18 protein-coding genes and 1 tRNA gene are annotated in these 18,834 nt (G+C 67.3%); 9 read left to right on the top strand and 10 right to left on the bottom strand.

What is annotated here, in order from left to right:
• The first annotated feature begins 29 nt into the window (after nucleotides 1-29).
• Nucleotides 30-3,164 carry a bifunctional proline dehydrogenase/L-glutamate gamma-semialdehyde dehydrogenase PutA gene (gene putA, locus D4766_RS08015; RefSeq protein WP_120716984.1) on the top strand — a complete coding sequence of 1,045 codons (3,135 nt, stop codon included), beginning with the start codon at nucleotides 30-32 and terminating at the stop codon, nucleotides 3,162-3,164.
• Here putA and D4766_RS08010 read toward each other — a convergent pair.
• On the bottom strand, nucleotides 3,150-3,776 hold the full coding sequence (locus D4766_RS08010) for a TetR/AcrR family transcriptional regulator (RefSeq protein WP_120716983.1): 627 nt from the start codon (nucleotides 3,774-3,776) through the stop codon (nucleotides 3,150-3,152). The two genes, putA and D4766_RS08010, sit on opposite strands and share 15 nt — an antisense overlap.
• 124 nt (nucleotides 3,777-3,900) lie before the next feature.
• On the opposite strand from D4766_RS08010, the gene D4766_RS08005 reads away from it, so the two are divergent.
• The 5 genes from D4766_RS08005 (at nucleotide 3,901) to D4766_RS07985 (ending at nucleotide 9,322) form a co-directional block, all read left to right on the top strand.
• The gene (locus D4766_RS08005; protein ID WP_120716982.1) at nucleotides 3,901-6,261 is read left to right on the top strand and encodes a TonB-dependent receptor; all 2,361 of its coding nucleotides are present in this window, start codon (nucleotides 3,901-3,903) and stop codon (nucleotides 6,259-6,261) included.
• Between the two features lie 73 nt (nucleotides 6,262-6,334).
• Complete coding sequence (locus tag D4766_RS08000) at nucleotides 6,335-6,862, top strand: hypothetical protein (RefSeq protein ID WP_120716981.1); 528 nt, start codon at nucleotides 6,335-6,337, stop codon at nucleotides 6,860-6,862.
• 56 nt (nucleotides 6,863-6,918) lie between these two features.
• Nucleotides 6,919-7,473: a dCTP deaminase gene (dcd, locus tag D4766_RS07995; RefSeq protein ID WP_120716980.1), complete on the top strand. Its 555-nt coding sequence runs from the start codon at nucleotides 6,919-6,921 to the stop codon at nucleotides 7,471-7,473.
• Nucleotides 7,474-7,541: 68 nt separating this feature from the next.
• Complete coding sequence (locus tag D4766_RS07990) at nucleotides 7,542-8,729, top strand: saccharopine dehydrogenase family protein (protein ID WP_120716979.1); 1,188 nt, start codon at nucleotides 7,542-7,544, stop codon at nucleotides 8,727-8,729.
• Nucleotides 8,730-8,791: 62 nt separating this feature from the next.
• Nucleotides 8,792-9,322: a DoxX family protein gene (locus D4766_RS07985; RefSeq protein ID WP_120716978.1), complete on the top strand. Its 531-nt coding sequence runs from the start codon at nucleotides 8,792-8,794 to the stop codon at nucleotides 9,320-9,322.
• Between the two features lie 3 nt (nucleotides 9,323-9,325).
• On the opposite strand, the gene D4766_RS07980 is transcribed toward D4766_RS07985, so the two are convergent.
• Both D4766_RS07980 and D4766_RS07975 read right to left on the bottom strand, forming a co-directional pair.
• Nucleotides 9,326-11,377 (bottom strand): TonB-dependent receptor, encoded by a 2,052-nt coding sequence (locus D4766_RS07980; RefSeq protein WP_325049068.1) that lies wholly within the window; start codon nucleotides 11,375-11,377, stop codon nucleotides 9,326-9,328.
• A gap of 353 nt (nucleotides 11,378-11,730) precedes the next feature.
• Nucleotides 11,731-11,805 (bottom strand) — tRNA-Gly (locus tag D4766_RS07975).
• Nucleotides 11,806-11,995: 190 nt separating this feature from the next.
• Here D4766_RS07975 and D4766_RS07970 point away from each other — a divergent pair.
• Nucleotides 11,996-12,913, top strand: coding sequence for a tetratricopeptide repeat protein (locus D4766_RS07970; protein ID WP_120718133.1), 918 nt, complete (start codon nucleotides 11,996-11,998; stop codon nucleotides 12,911-12,913).
• Nucleotides 12,914-12,916: 3 nt separating this feature from the next.
• Nucleotides 12,917-13,528: an LON peptidase substrate-binding domain-containing protein gene (locus D4766_RS07965; protein WP_120716976.1), complete on the top strand. Its 612-nt coding sequence runs from the start codon at nucleotides 12,917-12,919 to the stop codon at nucleotides 13,526-13,528.
• A gap of 4 nt (nucleotides 13,529-13,532) precedes the next feature.
• Here the strand turns inward: D4766_RS07965 and D4766_RS07960 are convergent, their stop codons facing one another.
• The 5 genes from D4766_RS07960 to argB form a co-directional block, all read right to left on the bottom strand.
• On the bottom strand, nucleotides 13,533-14,156 hold the full coding sequence (locus D4766_RS07960) for a MarC family protein (protein WP_120716975.1): 624 nt from the start codon (nucleotides 14,154-14,156) through the stop codon (nucleotides 13,533-13,535).
• Nucleotide 14,157: 1 nt separating this feature from the next.
• Nucleotides 14,158-14,871 carry a Cif family virulence factor gene (locus D4766_RS07955; RefSeq protein ID WP_120716974.1) on the bottom strand — a complete coding sequence of 238 codons (714 nt, stop codon included), beginning with the start codon at nucleotides 14,869-14,871 and terminating at the stop codon, nucleotides 14,158-14,160.
• Nucleotides 14,871-15,767, bottom strand: coding sequence for a bifunctional methylenetetrahydrofolate dehydrogenase/methenyltetrahydrofolate cyclohydrolase FolD (folD, locus tag D4766_RS07950; protein ID WP_120716973.1), 897 nt, complete (start codon nucleotides 15,765-15,767; stop codon nucleotides 14,871-14,873). The genes D4766_RS07955 and folD overlap by 1 nt, the downstream gene beginning before the upstream one ends.
• A complete protein-coding gene (locus D4766_RS07945; protein WP_120716972.1) occupies nucleotides 15,767-16,048 on the bottom strand; it encodes a YggT family protein in 282 nt (93 codons plus the stop codon). The genes folD and D4766_RS07945 overlap by 1 nt, the downstream gene beginning before the upstream one ends.
• A gap of 93 nt (nucleotides 16,049-16,141) precedes the next feature.
• Nucleotides 16,142-17,038 (bottom strand): acetylglutamate kinase, encoded by an 897-nt coding sequence (argB, locus tag D4766_RS07940; RefSeq protein WP_120716971.1) that lies wholly within the window; start codon nucleotides 17,036-17,038, stop codon nucleotides 16,142-16,144.
• Between the two features lie 129 nt (nucleotides 17,039-17,167).
• On the opposite strand from argB, the gene D4766_RS07935 reads away from it, so the two are divergent.
• Nucleotides 17,168-17,725, top strand: a complete 558-nt coding sequence (locus tag D4766_RS07935) for a thermonuclease family protein (RefSeq protein WP_120716970.1) — start codon at nucleotides 17,168-17,170, stop codon at nucleotides 17,723-17,725.
• A gap of 83 nt (nucleotides 17,726-17,808) precedes the next feature.
• Here the strand turns inward: D4766_RS07935 and D4766_RS07930 are convergent, their stop codons facing one another.
• Complete coding sequence (locus D4766_RS07930; RefSeq protein ID WP_120716969.1) at nucleotides 17,809-18,282, bottom strand: PA2169 family four-helix-bundle protein; 474 nt, start codon at nucleotides 18,280-18,282, stop codon at nucleotides 17,809-17,811.
• 115 nt (nucleotides 18,283-18,397) lie between these two features.
• Entirely contained in the window at nucleotides 18,398-18,778 is a 381-nt protein-coding gene (locus D4766_RS07925) for a VOC family protein (protein ID WP_120716968.1), read from the bottom strand.
• Nucleotides 18,779-18,834: the final 56 nt, after the last annotated feature.

Here is an 18,834-nt window from a genome sequence, read left to right as displayed (position 1 = left end):
AGGTGAAACCGGGTGCAGGGCGCGGCCCCATGCCGACCATACCCGCCGCCCCCGCCCCCGTCGATCGCCGTCCCCTGCGCCTTGCCTACCGGATGGAGGAGGAAGCCTGCGTCGCCGAGCGCATCCGTATGGCGGCGCCTGTCCAGGCCGTGCACGGCGAAGCGGCACGGATCGCGGGCGGGCTGATCGAGGGTGCGCGGGCGCGCAAGGCCAGCGGGCTCGACGCGTTCCTCCAAACCTACGGGCTCGACACCGAAGAAGGCATCGCGCTGATGTGCCTTGCCGAGGCGCTGCTGCGCGTGCCCGACGCGGCGACCGCCGACGCGCTGATCAAGGACAAGATCGGCGACATCGACTGGGGCGAGCACCTCGGCGAATCGAGCAGCACGTTCGTCAATGCGGCGACGTTCTCGCTGATGCTGACGGGCGAGGTGCTCGAACGGCCCGAACAGCACCAGCGCGGCATGGGCCGCACACTGCGCGGGGCGATGAACCGGCTGGGCGAGCCGGTGATCCGCAAGGCGACGCTGCAGGCGATGCGCATCCTGGGCGGCCAGTTCGTCTTCGGCCGCACGATCGACGAGGCGCTGAAGCGCGCCGCGCCCGAACGCGCCCGCGGCCTCCAGCACAGCTTCGACATGTTGGGCGAAGCGGCGATGACCTTCGCCGATGCCGAACGCTACCGCGCGAGCTACGAGGCGGCCATCGCCCGCCTCAGCCGCGAGACGGCGGCGGGCTGGGAGCAGTCACCGGGCATCTCGGTCAAGCTGTCCGCGCTCTATCCGCGCTACGATTTCCTCCACGCCGAAGCGGCGAAGGCGGCGCTGGTCCCGATGCTGAAGGATCTCGCCGGCAAGGCGCGCGACGGGGGCATGCACTTCACCATCGATGCCGAGGAGGCCGAGCGGCTCGAGCTGTCGATGGACATCATCGAGGCGCTGGTTGCCGACGATGCGCTGTTCGCGCGCGCCGACGGCACCCAATGGACGGGCTTCGGCCTCGCGGTGCAGGCCTACCAGAAGCGCGCGGTGCATATGTGCGACTGGACCGCGAAAGTCGCGCGGCGGCATGGCCGGCGGCTGTTCGTGCGGCTGGTCAAGGGCGCCTACTGGGACAGCGAGATCAAGCTGAGCCAGATCGGCGGGCACACGGATTACCCGGTCTTCACCCGCAAGCTGTCCACCGACGTAAGCTATCTCGCCTGCGCGGCCCGGCTGTTCGAGGCGGCGGACGCCATCCACCCCGCCTTCGCGACCCACAACGCCTACACCATCGGTGCGATCAAGGCGCTCTCCCGAGGCCGTGAATTCGAATTCCAGCGCCTGCACGGCATGGGCGAGGACGTTTACGCCGAGCTTGCCAAGGTCGAAGGCAACCGGCGGACCCCGGTACGCATTTACGCGCCGGTCGGCGGGCACAAGGATCTGCTCGCCTATCTCGTGCGCCGCCTGCTGGAGAACGGGGCCAACTCCTCGTTCGTCAACCGGATGGCCGATGCCGGTGTCCCTGTGGGCGAGCTGACGGGCGATCCGGTTGCCGAACTCGCCGCAACGCAAACGAAGCGCAATCCGGCGATTCCCTTGCCGGACGCCATTTTCGGTGCCCGGGCCAACAGCGCCGGGGTCGATCTGGCCGATCCGTTGGTGCTCGAACCGCTGATGGCCGAACTGGACGGCCTTGCGGGTCGTCACTGGGACGCCGCCCCGACCTTTCCCGGTGCCGAGGCTGGGGAGATCGCCCCGATCACCTCGCCGCAGGACATGACCCGCGAAGTCGGCAGCCGCCGCGATGCCACCCCCGCCGAGGTCGCCGACGCGGTTCGCCGGGCCGAGGCGATCCAGCCGGGTTGGAACGCGCTGGGCGGTGCGAAACGCGCGCTGCTGCTGGAAGCCGCGGCCGATGCGTTCGAGGCGCACACCGCGCAATTCCTGTCGTTGTGCCAACGCGAGGCGGGCAAGACGCTTGTCGATGCCGTGCTCGAAGTGCGCGAGGCGGTCGATTTCCTGCGCTTCTACGCCGCCGAGGCGCGACGGCTGTTCTCCGCCCCCATTCCCCTGCCCGGTCCGACCGGGGAAGAGAACCGTCTGAGCCTTGCCGGACGCGGCGTGTTCGCCACCATCAGTCCTTGGAACTTTCCGCTGGCAATCTTCATCGGGCCTGCCGCCGCCGCGCTGGCGGCGGGCAATACCGTCATTGCCAAGCCGGCCGAGCAGACCCCGCTGATCGCCGCGCTTGCCGTGCGCCTGTGTCACGAGGCGGGCATTCCCGACGAGGTGTTCCAGCTCCTTCCCGGCGCTGGCGAAGTCGGCCAGCTGATCACCTCGGACCCGCGGATCGCCGGGGTCGCATTCACCGGCTCGACCGCGACCGCGCAAGCGATCAACCGCAGCCTCGCCGCGCGCGAGGGGCCAATCGCCACGTTCGTCGCCGAGACCGGCGGCCAGAACGCGATGATCGTCGACAGTTCGGCCCTGCCCGAACAGGTCACCCGCGACGTCGTGAACAGCGCGTTCCAGAGCGCCGGCCAGCGCTGCAGCGCGCTGCGAGTGCTCTACTTGCAGGACGACGTGGCGGGCGAGATGCTGCGGATGATAAAGGGCGCGTTCGAAGCGCTCGAGATCGGCGATCCCGCCGCGCTTCCCACCGATGTCGGCCCGGTGATCGACGAGGATGCGCGCGCGGCGCTCGAACGCCATATCGCGCGGCGGATGAAGGAGGGGCGCCCGGTATGGCGGCGCGAACTTCCGCCCGGCACCGCCGACGGCTGTTTCGTCGCGCCCACGATCATCGAGATCGCTTCCATCAAGGACCTGCGCCGCGAGAACTTCGGACCCGTCCTCCACGTCGCCCGCTTCAAGGGGCGCGAACTGGAGCAGGTGGTGCACGACATCAACTCGGTCGGCTTCGGGCTCACCCTGGGGCTGCACAGCCGCATCGCCGAAACCCGGCGGACGGTCGAGCGGCTGGCGAAGGTCGGCAACCTATACGTCAACCGCAACCAGATCGGCGCAGTGGTCGAAAGCCAGCCGTTCGGGGGCGAAGGCCTGTCGGGGACCGGACCCAAGGCGGGGGGCCCGCATTACGTCCTGCGGTTCGCGACCGAGCGCGTTGTGTGCATCGACACCACCGCCGCCGGCGGCAACGCCTCGCTACTGGCGAGCTAGCCCCCGCAAGAGGAGATCGGACACCGCGCCGGTAATCTCGTCGATCGGGCGGCTGTCGTCCCACACGCCAAAGCGCATGCCCAGGAAGACGTTGGCGCCCATGATCGCCCACGCGCGGACCTCGTTGTCGCCGGGCGCGAGGTCGCCCGACGCCACTGCCTGATCGAGCCGCGCGGTGATCCGTTCGGCCGTGCCGCCGTAGTGCGCACGGTAGCTGGCGGGATCGGCGAACTCCGCCTCGTCGACGATGCGGTAGATTTCCTTGTGCGCGCGGGCGAAGGCGAGGAAGGCGGCCAGCGCCTCGCGCTCGCGCTCGATGCCGGTGGCGGTCGGCGTCATCGCCGCGGCGGCGGACTCTGCGACCGCGCGGCTCATGTCGCGGACCAACGCGGAGAAGATCGCCTCCTTGCTGTCGAAGTAGGTGTAGAAACTGCCGAGCGCGGTACCGGCGCGCCGCGTGATGCCGCTGATCGACGCGGCGTGAAAACCCAGCTCGCCGAACTCCTGCGCCGCCGCGTCGAGGAGCTTGCGCATGGTGGCCTTGCCCCGCGCCGTGCGCGGTTCCTTGCCGGGACTTGCTGCGCTTGCCGGCGGGGTGGGGTCGGTGGCCATCGCGCAACGCTTACGGAAGCGGGCACACCGGGGCAACAATAAAAGTTGAAACGTGGTTCAGGTTTCAATACAGCGCCTATCGAAAGGCGCGCGCGAGGACGCGCCGCGTTTGGGAGAGATAGAGATGACCCGCCTGCCCGTTTCCGCAGCCGCCAGCGGCTTCGCACTCGCCGTGTCGCTTGGCATCGCCGGCTTGGCCGCGCCCGCTGCCGCGCAGGACCTGCCCAACGAAGCGGAAGCGACTGCCGATACCGACGAAGGCGCGATCGTGGTCACCGCGCGTCGCCGCGAGGAAAACCTCGTCGACGTGCCGATCGCGGTGACCGCCTATTCCGGAGAATCGCTGGCCCAGTCGGGCGCGATCGACATCACCGACATCGGCCAGACCACCCCCAACACCACGCTGGAGGCGAGCCGCGGCACCAACTCGACGCTCAGCGCCTTCATCCGCGGTGTCGGCCAGCAGGACCCCGTGTCGGGCTTCGAACAGGGCGTCGGCATCTACCTCGACGACGTCTACCTCAACCGACCACAGGCTGCGGTGCTCGACATCTACGACGTCGAGCGGATAGAGGTGCTGCGCGGGCCGCAGGGCACGCTCTACGGCCGCAACACCATCGGCGGCGCGGTGAAGTACGTGACGAAGAACCTGCCGCAGGACCCGTCGCTGATGGTGAAGGCGACCTACGGCAGCTATAACCAGATCGACGGGGTGATCAGCGCGTCATCGGGCGGCGAGATCGTGCGACTGGGCGGGGCGCTTGCCCGGCTGACACGCGACGGGTTCGGGACCAACCTCACGACCGGGCGCGACAACTACGACAAGGACCTGTGGGCCGCGCGCGGCACCTTCGAGCTCGGCGGCTACGGCGCGCCGGTGCTCGTCCGCGTGTCGGGCGACTACGCCCGTGACAAGAGCAGCCCGCGCGGCGGCCACCGCCTGATCCCCGGCATCGCCTCGGGCGCGGCCGTTCTCGGCGACGTCTTCGACACGCGCGGCGGGCTCGACGATCCGAAGCAGGACATCGAGGCATACGGGGTCGCGATGAACGTCCGCGTCGACCTGTCGGATGCGCTCACGTTCCGCTCGATCAGCGCATGGCGCAAGGACACGACCGACACGCCGATCGATTTCGACGCGCTGCCGGCGGTCGATCTCGACGTGCCGGGCATCTACAACAACGAACAGATCAGCCAGGAACTGCAGCTTCTGTACGATAACGGCCCGCTGTCGGCCTTGGTCGGTTTCTACTATCTCGATGCGAAGGCCGACACGCTGTTCGACGTGCGTCTGTTCACCACGCTCAACGGCTTCACCGCCTTCACCGAGGCCGATGTCGACACCGAAACCTATGCCGTCTTCGGCGATGCGACGCTCGACATCACCGACCGGCTCAGCGTCTCTCTCGGCGGACGATACACCTGGGACACCCGCACGGCCGACATCTTGCGGCAGAACTACCTCGGCGGCGGCTCGCCGGTTTTCGGCGGCGCAGGGGTCGCATTCGGCGCGCCCAGCACCAATTTCAGCGGCAGCCGAAAGTTCAAGGCGTTCACGCCTCGCGCGTCGGTCAGCTTCAAGCCGGCGCCCGATCACAACCTCTACGCAAGCTATTCGCAGGGCTTCAAGGGCGGCGGCTTCGATCCGCGCGGTGTTGGCGTCAATGCGCCCGATCTCGACGGTAACGGCATCCGCTCCGACGCCGAGGTGGCGAGCTTCCTGAGCTTCCGCCCGGAACAGGTCGACAGCTACGAAGTGGGCTACAAGGGCAGCCTGATGGACGGCGCGCTCTATGTTGCGCTCGCCGGCTTCTATGCCGATTACACCGACGTGCAGATCCCCGGATCGGTGGCCTGCAACGTCGGCGGCATCGCGACCTTCTGCGGGGTTGTGTCCAACGCCGGCAAGGCGACCTTCAAGGGCGTGGAGTTCGAGACCACCGCCCGCCTCGGCCGCGACCTGATGGCGGCCGGCGACCGGCTGACGCTGGCCGGTTCGCTCGGCTACATCGACGCGCAGTACGACCGCTACATCACCAACATCGGCGGTGTGCCGACCGATGTCGCGAACTTCCGCGAAGTGCAGAACACCCCCCAGTGGACCGCGAGCGGAACGCTCGGCTACACTACGCCGGTCGGCGATGGCGACATCGCCTTCACCACAACGGCGTCCTACCGGTCGAAGACCTTCCAGTTCGAGGTGCCGAACCCGTACATCGACCAGCCGGGCTACGTCTTGCTCGACGCCAACCTCGTCTACAACGCACCTGGCGATCGCTGGAGCATCGGGCTTCACGGCCGCAACCTGACGGACAAGGAATACAAGACCAGCGGATACACCTTCGTCGTCGCCGATGCGACGACCGGCGCCATCCCGCTCGGGGCGAACGGCTATCCGATCCCCTCGCTCGGCAAGGAAGGGACCCTGACGGCGTTCTACGGCAATCCGCGCCAGGTCTTCGTGACGGGCACCGTCCGCTTCTGAGCGGGCCGCACCAGGCCGGCAAGCCACTGAAATTCCGTTTCGGTTCAGCTTGCCGGCCTGATAGGGCGCGGCCATGCGCCGCCTGATAACCCTCCTCCTCGCCGCCATCGCGCTCGCCTGGGCGCCGGGGGCCTTCGCCAAGGTCACCGCCAGCTTCCACAGCTTCAACGGCTCGGTCCTGTTCGGCCGCTATCCGCACACGTTCGTGGTGCTGGAAGGGACCGAGGACGCGACCGGCAGGCGGGTGAAGGAGAACTACGGCTTCTCCGCCAAGACTGCATCGCCAGCGGTCCTCGCCGGACCGGTCGAACACGTCATCTACGTCGAAAAGGACAAGTGGATCGCCAAGACCAACCGCCATTTCTCGGTCGAGCTGACCGACGCCCAGTATCGCGCGATCAAGCGCGAGGTGGAGGAATGGCGCAACCAGCCGGGCAAGTTCTACGACCTCGACAAGAACAACTGCATCCACTTCGTCGGCGCGATCGCGCGGATCGCGGGGGTCAAGATCGACTACCCGGCCGGCATGATCCGCAAGCCCAAGGCGTGGCTCAACCACATCGTGGCCATCAACCCGCAGGTTCGCGGCAAGCGGTTCTAGCGGATAAGCGCGGCCGCGCGCTTGCCCCGGCGGACCGGGTCGGGAATCAACCGGCCATGGCGATTCTCTCCGACAGGTGGATCCGCGAGGCGGCACGCACGCGCGGGATGATCGAACCCTTCGTCGAGGCCCAGCGCCGCGACGGCGTGATCAGCTACGGCCTCTCGAGCTACGGCTACGACGCGCGTGTGGCCGACGAGTTCAAGATCTTCACCAACGTCGACAGCGCGGTTGTCGACCCCAAGAATTTCGCCGCCAACAGCTTCGTCGATCGCAAGACCGATGTCTGCGTGATCCCGCCCAACTCGTTCGCGCTGGCCCGCACGGTCGAGTATTTCCGCGTGCCCGAGGACGTGCTGGTCATATGTCTCGGCAAGAGCACTTATGCGCGCTGCGGGATCATCGTGAATGTCACCCCGCTCGAACCGGGCTGGGAAGGGCACGTGACGCTGGAATTCTCCAACACCACCCCGCTCCCGGCGAAGATTTACGCCAACGAAGGCGCGTGCCAGTTCCTGTTCCTTCAGGGCAACGAACGCTGCGAAACGAGCTACAAGGACCGCGCTGGCAAATACATGGGCCAGCGCGGGGTAACCCTGCCCAGGCTGTAGCGACGCCGCCCCTCTGGACTTCGCGCGCCGCGCGGCGCATCCTTTCTTCCTGAAAAGGGAGAGCGGGAATGGCCGAAGGGCGGACCGAAAGGGAATTCGACATCGTCGTTTACGGCGCGACCGGGTACACCGGGCGGCTGGTGGCCGAACATTTCGTGCGGGAATACGGCGGCAAGCCGGATGCGCCCAAGTGGGCGATGGCCGGGCGCAGCAAGGACAAGCTGGAAGCGGTCCGCGACGAGATCAGTGCCCCCGCCAACACGCCGCTGGTGATCGCCGACGCGAACGACCCCGGCAGCCTCGATGCCATGTGCCACCGGACGCGCGTGGTGCTGACCACGGTCGGCCCGTACCAGCTCTACGGCAGCGAACTCGTTGCCGCCTGTGCGCGCAGCGGCACCGACTACGCCGACCTGTGCGGCGAACCGGCGTGGATGCGCGAGATGATCGACGCCCATCACGAACAGGCCAGGGCGAGCGGCGCGAGGATCAGCTTCTCGAGCGGTTTCGATTCCATCCCCTTCGACCTCGGCGTGCTGATGCTGCAGAAGGAGGCGCAGGCGCGCTACGGCAAACCCGCCCCGCGGGTGCGCGGCCGGGTGCGGGCCATGCAGGGCACGTTCTCCGGCGGGACCGCGGCCAGCCTCACCGCGACGATGAAGGCGGCGGCGAAGAACCCCTCGATCATCAAGACCCTGTCGAGCCCCTTCGGGCTGACCCCCGGCTTCGAGGGACCGGACCAGCCGGCGGGCATGATCCCGCATTACGAGGACGACCTCGGCAAGTGGGCTGCGCCGTTCATCATGGCGACGATCAACGTGAAGAACGTGCACCGGACCAACTTCCTGCGCGGTTTCCCGTATGGCGAGGACTTCCGTTACGACGAGATGATGCTGACCAGCCCGGGCGAGGCGGGCAAGGCCGCGGCCAACGCGGTGACCGAAATGCTCAAGAACCCGTTCGGCGCGAAGCCGCCCAAGCCGGGCGAGGGCCCGACCCCCGAGCAGCGCGAGAACGGATACTACGACGTGGTGTTCGTGGGCGAGATGGAGAGCGGGGAGCGCCTGCACTACGGCGTGAAGGGTCGCTACGATCCGGGATACGGTTCGACCAGCCGCATGCTGGCCGAAACCGGCATGGCGCTGCTCGCCAGCGATGCCGAAGGCGGGATCGGAACGCCGGGTTCGATCCTGGGCGAAGCGCTGGTCGAGCGGCTGCGCGACCACGCCGAGATCGCGTTCGCGCTCGAGGAATAGCCGCCCGGCACAAATCGCGCCGCCCGCGCGTTGACCGGGCAAAACGGGGAAAGGAACACGCCATGTCCACCATCGCCGCCATCATCGGCCGCATCCTGATCGCCGCGCTGTTCGTGCTCGCCGGCATTCCGAAGATCATCGATCCCTCCGGTGCTGCGCAGATGCTGCAGTCGGCGAACCTGCCCGGCAACCTGGCGCAGCCGGTGGGCATCTTCGAGGTGGTCGCCGGGCTGTTGCTGGCGCTCGGTTTCATGAGCCGGCTGGTATCGATTCTGCTGTTCGGCTTCACGCTGCTGACGGTATTCTTCTTCCACAACCAGTTCGGCGATCCTCTGCAGGCCGCGATGGCGCTCAAGAACGTGGCGATCGCGGGCGGCCTGCTGATGGTCTTCGCCTACGGCCATATGGTGTGGGGCTACGACCGCATGCGCGCCGCCCGGCGCGGCGAGCGCGAGGCAGCCGATGCCAACGCGCGCGCCCACGACGCCGAACTGCGCGCCGCCCGTGCCGAAGGACGTGCCGAAGCGGTTGAAGGGGCGCCGGTCGCCCGCCGCCGCGTTCTCGACCGCGACGGCGACGGGCACGTTGGCTGACGCTTAGAGACTGGTACGCAGCGAAATCTTGAAGTTCCTTCCCGGCAGGGGAACGAAATCCTTCGTGAAAGCCGTATGGCGCCGGCCTTCGGTGTCGAAGATGTTGTCGACCCCCGCCATCAGGGTAATATTGCGCTGTCCGTCGAACGGCCGCCAAGCGATCGAAGCGTTGACGAACGCAAAATCGTCGGTCGGCGTTTCGAAGGGAGCGATCCGGTTCTGTTTGGCGAACCATTCGACCTCGCCGCGCACGTCGAAAGCCGTCGTTTCGAGCTGCAGCGCTCCCGACAGGCCGAGGGGCGGGATGCGCGGCAGGGGGGTGCCGTCGTCCAACTTGGCGCGGACGTACTCCCCGCGCGCTTCTCCCACGACCCGGGAACCGGTTCCGATGCTGAAGAGCGGCGCGGTAACCTCCCCTTCGACGCCGAAGTAAGTTGCGTCGTCCTGGAGATAGGCGAAGACGGGCAGGTCGTCCTCTTCCTCGCCCGTCTCTTCGAGATAAATGAAGTCGTCGAACCAGTTCTTGAACACGGCGATGCTGACCTGCGCCGGGCCGACCGTGCCACGCATGTAGCCTTCCACGCCCCACGCCCGTTCCATCTTGAGGTTCGGATCGCCCACCTCGAACGCCTGGGTCGCGATGTGCGGTCCATTGGCGAACAGTTCCTCGCCGGCCGGTGCGCGCGATACGCGTGAACCGTTGACACCGAAACGCAACCCGCCCGCAGTCTGGAAGGACGCGCCGAGCGCCCCCGAGAACGCGTCGAAGTCGCGCCGCACGTTGAGCGGGGCAGATTCGACGTTGGTCTTCTCGTATCGGATCGCCCCTTCGATCTCGAACGGTCCGTCGCCGAATTCCTGCAGGGCGAACAAGCCGAATTGCTCGGTTTCGTTCGGCGCCACAAATGCTTCCTCGCCCACCGCGGCGAAGTCTCGGAAATAGTACTGAGCCCCAAAAGAACCGCGCAGCGCCCCGCGGGGGGCCTGGACGAATTCGGTGCGCGCCTCGATCCCGGTGATATCGAACACCGTACCGACTTCGCTGCCTTCGAATTCGGTGTGGGTGTAGTCGCTGTACCCGACACGGGTCAGCATGCGGTCGATGAAGCTTCCACCGAAAACGTATTCACCGCGGAAATCGGCGCGGAATTGCTTGAGGCCGATCGAGACCCCGCCTTCTTCCTCCTCGCCCTCATGCTCTTCGCCGTCGTGGCCTTCCTCGCCTTCGTGATGATGGTGGCCGGCACCCGGACGCTCTGGCACACCGTAGGTCGTGTCGTACCAGCCGACCGAAACCCCCATGTTGCTGTCGCCGCGGAAGAACGCGAGACCCGCGTTGGCCGACCAGGCCCGGGCAAAGCTGTTGGGCAATATATCCCGCTGGTTGGCGATACCGCGCAATTCGGCGGCTTCCTCGATTTCGCCCTCGCCTTCCTCTTCGTCGGCATCCGCCAGCAAGTTGGCGCGCAATCCATCGGAGACAACGTATCCAGGGATCCTGAGATCGTTGGCGTCCCGGTAAGAGCCGTCGGCGTGGAAAACGAAGCCCCCGCCTAGCGCCGCATCGAGCGAACCGCCAAGGCTGTATTGCTCGTTCACCGTATCGTAGCTGGCCAGACCATCGATGTGAATCTTGTCAAGCGGCTCGCGACGCGGGATGCGCTTGTCGATAACGTTCACCGCGCCGCCGATGGCTTGGCTGCCGTACAGCAGCACTGCCGGGCCGCGCAGCACCTCGATCCGTTCGGCCGTTAGCGGATCGATGCTGACCGCGTGATCGTCGGACGTGTTGGATGCGTCGATCGCTCCGATGCCATCGAACAGGACCCGCACGCGCTCACCGCTGAACCCGCGCAGAACCGGACGTGCCGCGCCGGGTGCGAAGCTGGACGACGTGACGCCGGGAACGCTTTCGAGCACGTCGCCGAGTTGCCCGCTCATATTCCGCTGAAGCTCGTCTCCTTCGACAACGCTCGTACCGGCGAGCACGTCGAGGCGCTCGAGACCGGGGGCGGTCACCACGATGCCGTCCTCGCCAGCCCTGCGGTTGTGCACGTCGTCGCCGATTTCGCCGCGGGTAGGAGGCGTTTGCTGCGTTGGGGAGGTCTGCGCCATGGCCGGTTGAGCGATAAAGGCTGCGACGAGCGCAATCGAAGAGGTCCGAAGATAGGCGTTCGAGGTCACGGGAATCCTGTCGGTTGGTATTGTCGAAAGGAAGAGGCCGCTTGTGATGAAATATCATCCCCATGCGACCTTGAAAGGCGCAGAGCAACCCCCCTTCGATCAAAACCGGCCTTTGTCGGACGAACCGAACGAAACTTGGTCGCGCTCCTGATCCGGAGCAGCATGACGCGATTTCGGGATGGCTGCATGAAGTGCGCGCGTCGATGCGCGGCCGCGAGAAACGCTGGAGCGGGCGAGGCGATTCGAACGCCCGACCCTCACCTTGGCAAGGTGATGCTCTACCCCTGAGCTACGCCCGCTCACTGACGTCTGGCCTCGAACGATCGCCCGGGGCCGGGGAGGCGCGCGATTAGCAACGGCTTCCCACCCCCGCAAGCCCTAATTCGCCTGCCCCCCGCCCCCGCGGTCTTTTCGCTTCACATCGGCGCGCGAAGGCCCACATTGTCGGTTCACGCAAGCAGCGATCAAGGGGACCGATACGTGGCCAGCATGGGGCTGAACCTCGAAGAACAGAAGGCGGTCGACGCGTTCCGGACGAACATCGTCGAACCGTCGATGACGAAACTCGTCGTGCTCGATTTCTGGGCCGAATGGTGCGGCCCGTGCAAGGCGCTGACGCCGGTGCTGGAAAAGGTGTGCGGCGAATATGCCGACCGGGGCGTGGTGCTTGCGAAGGTCAACGTCGACGAGGAACAGTTCATCGCCGCGCAGTTCCAGGTCCGCTCGATCCCGACCGTCTATGCGATGTTCCAGGGCCAGCCGGTCGCCGACCTGACCAGTGCGCGCACCGAATCGCAGTTGAAGCAGATGCTCGACCAGTTGCTCGCCCAGCTACCCGTCGAAGGCGGCGATGCGGAGGCGGGAGTCGGCGGCGGCGAACCCGACGTGGCCCAGTTCGTCGAGATGGGCGAAGGCATCCTTGCCGATGGCGATGCCGAACGCGCGGCGGGCATTTTTTCCCAGGTCGTCGAGATGGCGCCGGACCACCCGGGCGCCAACGCCGGGCTGATCCGCGCACTGGTGGCATCGGGCCGCACCGAAGATGCCCGCGCCCAGGCCGCTGCGATTGCGTCGGGACTCGGCGAAGATCCGGCGGTGCGGACCGCGCTGACCGCGCTCGAGCTGGCCGGCGACAGGGTCGACGACAATGAATTGCAGGCACTGCGCGCCGCCGCGGCCGAGCGGCCGACCGACATGGACGCGCAGATGGCCTACGCCGAAGCCGCCTTCGCCGGCGGCGACCGCGAAGCGGCGGGCGAAACCCTGCTCGGCATGATCCGCACCGATCGCGAATGGAACGAGGGCGCGGCCCGCGCGCGGTTGGTGAAGATGTTCGAAGCGGTCGGCCTCGAAGATCCGTGGGCCGTCGCCACCCGGCGCAAGCTGTCCACCGTATTGTTCGGCTGAGCGATGGCGACCCGCCTGTCGATCTTTCCGCTACCCGGCGCGATCCTGTTTCCGGGGCTGCACTTGCCGCTCCATATCTTCGAGCCGCGGTACCGCGCGCTGGTGGGGGATGCGCTGGCCCGCGACCGGCGGATCGCAATGATCCAGCCGCAGAGCGGGGCCGACGCCGCCCCGCTCTTCGAGGTCGGCTGCGTCGGCAAGATCGACGAGGTCGAGGCGATGGACGACGGGCGCTACAACATCGTGCTGACGGGCGAGGCCCGGTTCCGCCTTCGCCGCGAGCTCGATGTCGCGACGCCGTTCCGGCAAGTCGAAGGCGACCTGATCGACGACGATCCCGACGCCGTACTCTCCAGCATCGAACGTGCGGGCTTCGAACAGGAAGCGCGCAATTTCGCCGACCTGCAGGGTTACAGCGTCGACTGGGAATCGGTCTCGCGGCTCGACGATCGGACGCTGATCGACGGGGTCAGCCAGATCGCCCCGTTCGACCTTGCCGCCAAGCAGGCGCTGCTGGAGGCCGATACCCTGCAGGAGCGGTGCGAGCTCCTCGTCCAGCTAATGCAGTTCTTCGGCATGAGCGATCCCGACGAAGGCCGCGTCACGCTGCAGTAGCGGGTCAGAGCCCGAAGCTCGCCCTCAGTCCGTCGATCACATATTGCGCTGCCAGCGCCGCGAGCAGCACGCCCAGCAGACGGGTAATCACCGCCTCCACCCGTGCTCCGAACAGCTTCATCAGCGGGCTCGCGGCGATCAATGCGGCGAGCGTGAGGACGAGCACTGCACCCAGCGCTCCGAGCACTACGAGCGTGTTTTCCAGCCCCTGCACGCGCGAGGTCAGCAGCATGACCGATGCGATCGCGCCCGGCCCCGCGAGCATCGGCATCGCCATCGGAAAGACGCTGACGTCCTCGACCTCGGGCGTGGCGGCGACTTTCTCGGCGCGCTGCTCGCGCCGTTCGGTGCGTTTCTCGAACACCATGTCGAGCGCGATCAGGAACAGCATCAGCCCGCCCGCGATCCGGAAACTGTCGAGTTCGATGTGCAGCGCGCCGAGCAATCCTTCCCCGAACAGCGCGAAGCCGACGAGAATGATGCCCGCGATCACGCAGGCCCTGATCGCCATGCTGCGCGACTGCGCCGGGCTCGCGCCCTTGGTCAGCCCGGCATAGATCGGTGCGCAGCCGGGCGGGTCGATAACGACGAACAGTGTGATGAAGGCGGAGAGGAACAGTTCTAGCATGTCAGCACACCGGCGCCGCGTTGCTGGCGGCGACTGGCGGCACGGGCGACACGCGGCGGAAGACTTCGCGCATTTCGCCGCCCTGCCGCGCTGTGACGACGAACGTGCGGCTGCAATCGGCATGCAGCGCCGTTGTCCACGAAAGCGTGCCGTCGTCCGATGCCCCCGCCTGCCACGCCTCTCCGCGGCGAGCCTTCGGCAACTTGTCGCGCGAATAGCGGAACGCGGTCGTCGGGGCGGCGCACTCGGCGACGCGTGCCGCGATCATCTCGGGCTTGGAATAGCCCGCGTCGGGGTCGAACCCCTGATCGAGCACCCATCGGTATTCGCCGTCGTCCTGCCGCTGCCAGATCGTCGCAAAGCGGGTCTTGCGCCCTCCCGGCAGGGTCGCAGGACCGGTGGAGAGCGCGAAGCTGCCGTCGCAGCTCGACCAGATGGCGTCGGGTTCCCATACGAACGGTTCGGCGGGATCGGCGACGCCCTTCAGCGCGGTCTGGACGTTCTCCCATTGGGGTCCCGGCCACACTGCATCCTTCGTCGCATAGGTGCGGAAAGCGGTCCAGGTTCCTTCGTCGCGGGCGGCACGGGCGAATGCGAGCTCGGTTGCGATCACGGTGCTGGGCGCGGCGACCGGACGCAGCACGCGTTCGCGCTGCGCCGGCGGGGTCGCGCATCCCGCAAGCACGAGCATCGCCAGGGCCGCCAGCCGGCGCATCAGATCGCGTCTTCCGCCAGCTCGATCCCTTCGTGGCGATAAGCCGCGACGAGGGCGTTACGCAGAAGCACCGCAATCGTCATCGGGCCGACCCCGCCTGGTACCGGAGTAATCGCGCCAGCGACTTCGGAGACTTCGGCAAAGGCCACGTCGCCGACGAGGCGACCTTTCGCCGCACCGTCTTCGGGCGGCAGGCGGTTGATGCCGACGTCGATCACGACCGCGCCGGGCTTGATCCAGTCGCCGCGCACCATCTCGGGCCGCCCGACTGCGGCGACGACGATATCCGCCCGGCGGACGTGGTCGGCAAGATCCTTGGTCCGGCTGTGGGCCACGGTGACGGTGCAACTATCGGCCAGAAGCAACTGCGCCATCGGCTTGCCGACGAGGTTCGACCGGCCGATCACCACCGCATCCTTGCCCGACAGGTTGCCCAGCCGGTCACGCAGCAGCATGAGGCAGCCGAGCGGTGTGCAGGGCACGAACCCGTGGAGCCCCGCCATGAGCCGACCCGAATTGACCGGGTTCAGCCCGTCGACGTCCTTGTCGGGCGCGATCCGGGTGAAGATGCGCGGTTCGCTGAGATGGTCCGGCAGCGGGAACTGCACCAGGATGCCGTCGACCGCGGGGTCGGCATTGAGCCGATCCACCAGAGCCTCCAGCTCCTCCTGCGTCGTGCTCGCCGGGAGGACGTGCTCGATGCTCTCCATGTTGGCGGCGCGCGTCGCCTTGCCCTTCGAGCCCACGTAGACGGCAGATGCCGGATCGTCGCCCACCAGGACCACCGCGAGGCCCGCCTTGCGACCCGCCTTTTCCTCGAAATCGGCCGCCAGCGCGCCCACCCGCTCGCGCAGGGCGGCGGCATACGCCTTTCCGTCGATCGTCTCGGCGGCCATCAGTACGGCCTCAAGCTCTCGAGGACGATCACGATGGCATAGAGCAGCAGAAGCAGGACCATCGGCGAGAAATCGATCGCGCCGGTATCCGGCAGCACCCGGCGGATCGGCCGGAGCACGGGCTCGAACAGGCGGCTGATCGCATCATGGACCGCCACGAAGAACTGGTTGTCGCGGCCGATCACGTTGAAGCTGAACAGCAGCCCGATGATGAACCAGACGATGACGAGCATGTTCACCGTGTTGGCGAGCATGATGAATATCTGGATCAGGGCGTCCATGGTGTCCTCTGGATGGTGTCGGGGCGGCTCTAGCCGACCGGCACGCCGTGTCACAACGGCATAATACGCTGCGGTGCGATCAGGCCGGGCGGCTCATTTCGCCCGGATCAGCGTACCGGCACCCCGCGCGGTGAAGAATTCGAGCAGCATGGCGTGCGGCACCCGCCCGTCGAGCACCACCGCCGCCTCGCAGCCGGCCTCCACTGCGTGGACGCAGGTTTCGAGCTTGGGGATCATGCCGCCGCTGATGGTGCCGTCGGCGCGAAGGTCCGCGATGTCAGCCGGGGTGAGGTCGGACAGCAGGACGCCGTCCTTGCCCAGCACGCCCGCGACGTCGGTCAGCAGGAAGAGTCGTGCCGCGCCGAGCGCCGCGGCGACCGCACCCGCCATCGTGTCGGCGTTGATGTTGTAGGTGTGCCCGTCCTCACCGGCGCCGATCGGCGCGATGACGGGGATCATGCCGGCGGCGACGGCGGTATCGATCAGCGTCGTGTCCACCCGCGCCGGTTCGCCCACGAAACCCAGGTCGATCGCCTGTTCGATGTTGCTGCCCGGATCCGTGCGCGACCGCTCGACCTTGGTGGCGGTGACCATCCCGCCATCCTTGCCCGACACGCCGAGGGCCTTGCCGCCGGCCTTGGCGATCCAGCCGACGAGTTCCTTGTTGATGGCCCCCGACAGGACCATTTCGGCTACTTCGGCCGTAGCCTTGTCGGTGACGCGCAGGCCGTCGACGAACGTACTCTCGACACCCAGTTTCTTGAGCATCGCACCGATCTGGGGGCCGCCGCCGTGGACGACCACGGGGTTGATGCCGACGGCCTTCAGCAGGACGACATCCTCGGCGAAGTCGCGCGCGGCGTCGGGATCGCCCATTGCATGGCCGCCGTATTTCACCACGAACGTGCGCCCGGCGTAGCGCTGCAGGTAGGGGAGAGCCTCGATCAGGACTTCCGCCTTCTCGTTCGGCGCCCGGGTATTGTCGCTCACTGGTCGCCTCCTGCCGATTGCGCCGCGCGCTTAGCGGTTCGCACGGGGAAGGGAAAGGGCGGGGCGAGTCGGGCCGGCTGCGACCGGGCGGCTTGCAGCGCGAGTCCGGGTGGCCGAAAAGCACGCGCGATGGCCCGCCTCGACACCCGCCGCCCCTTGCGCTTCGACGAGCGTCGCCACAGTCGGCGCGCGCGCGTCCGTTTCCTCCGAAGCGCCGGAGCGGTATTGCTGTTGGCGGGAGTGCTCGCGGCGAGCTGGGCTCTCACCCGGTGGTCGAACGACCGCGGACCGTGGGAGCGGTTGCCGGCGCGGGTGGGCGAATGCGCGATCGGCCGCGGGTGGGCGGCTTGCGCGATCGATGGCGACACGCTTTCGATCGCGCGTTCGGATGGTCCCCCGCGCCGGGTTCGCCTGTTCGGATACGATGCGCCCGAACTGGACGGGGCCTGCGCTGCGGAAAGAGCGCTGGCCCTTCGCGCGCGGAGCGAGCTTGCGACCTGGCTGTCGGACGGACGCGCCGAATTAGACGGGGGCGTCGACCCGCCGCGCGACCGCTACGGGCGCGAACTCAGGCGGGCACGCCGGACCGAGGGGGACGGGAAGAGCGAATGGCTCGATAGACACATGGTGCGCGCTGGCCTGGCGCGGGGCGAAGGGCGGGAGCAGGGCACGGACTGGTGCGGCTGAAGAGGACTGCACCAGTTGCCCCATGAACGAACGGCGCCCCCGGTTGTCGCCGGGAGCGCCGCTGTCTCTTCACTGACAGGCGATCAGTCGATCGCGTGCTTCAGCTGGCTCATCTGGTCGTGGCCGGCGCGGACCGAGGTCCAAGCTTCCTCGACCGCCGCGCGCGCATCGGCGGGAAGGTCCTTGTGCTTCAAGGCGGTCTCGAACTTCTCCTTGAGATAGTCCTCGCCGCTTTCGACCGACTTCACGATCGCTTCGTCGTCGCGGCCGACGACCGCTTCCTTGAGGTTGATCCAGCCACGGTGGATCGCACCGGTGGTGGTGCCGTCGTCTTCGGGATTGCCGCCCATCCGTGCGACCGCGGCCTGCAGCTTCGTGACAGCCGCCTGGCGTTCCTGGGCACGCGCGTTGAACATCTCGGCAAAACGCGCATTCTCGGTGTCGGCGGCCGCCTTCTGGTAGCCGTTCACCGAATCGATCAGTGTCCCGATCAGCGTGTTGAGCGTCGTGGTGTCGCCAGCGTCGGCGTGATTGTCGGTATGGTCGCCATGTGTCATGTTTCTGATTTCCTTCCTGGAATGGATATACCTGACCATAGCGAGCAATGACGCCGTTCGTTCCGTCGAAGCGGCGATGGGGCGGCACGGTCTGGCGCACGCCCAGAGGTCCCAGTCAGCCCTGCCAGTCCGCCATAACGAAGGCGTTGAGCTTGTTTCCGTCCGGATCGCGGAAGTAGCCGGCATGAAAGCCGCCGCCCCGGTCGCCCGGAGGACCCTCGCACGAGCCGCCGTTTTCCAGCGCGATCCCGTGGAGCCGGGCGACCTGCGCCTCGTCCTTCGCGGCGAGCGCGACCATCACGCCGTTGCCCACGGTGGCCGGCTGCCCGTCGAACGGGGCGGTGAGGCCGATCCCCGCGCCGCCGCCCGGTTCGCCCCACGCGATGAAGGTGTCGTTCTCCATCATCCGCCCCACGCCGAGTTCGGCGAAGATCGCGTCGTAGAACCGCGCGCCCTTCTCGCGGTCGTTGGTGCCCAAAGTAACGTATCCGATCATCTTGAATGCTCCTTGCGCGACTCGACCGCGCAGAACATTACCGGAACATCGGACGC

The organism is Tsuneonella amylolytica (genome assembly GCF_003626915.1).
In the GTDB taxonomy this organism is placed as follows: Bacteria; Pseudomonadota; Alphaproteobacteria; order Sphingomonadales; family Sphingomonadaceae; genus Tsuneonella; species Tsuneonella amylolytica.
This window is presented reverse-complemented; position numbering and strand designations above follow the sequence as displayed.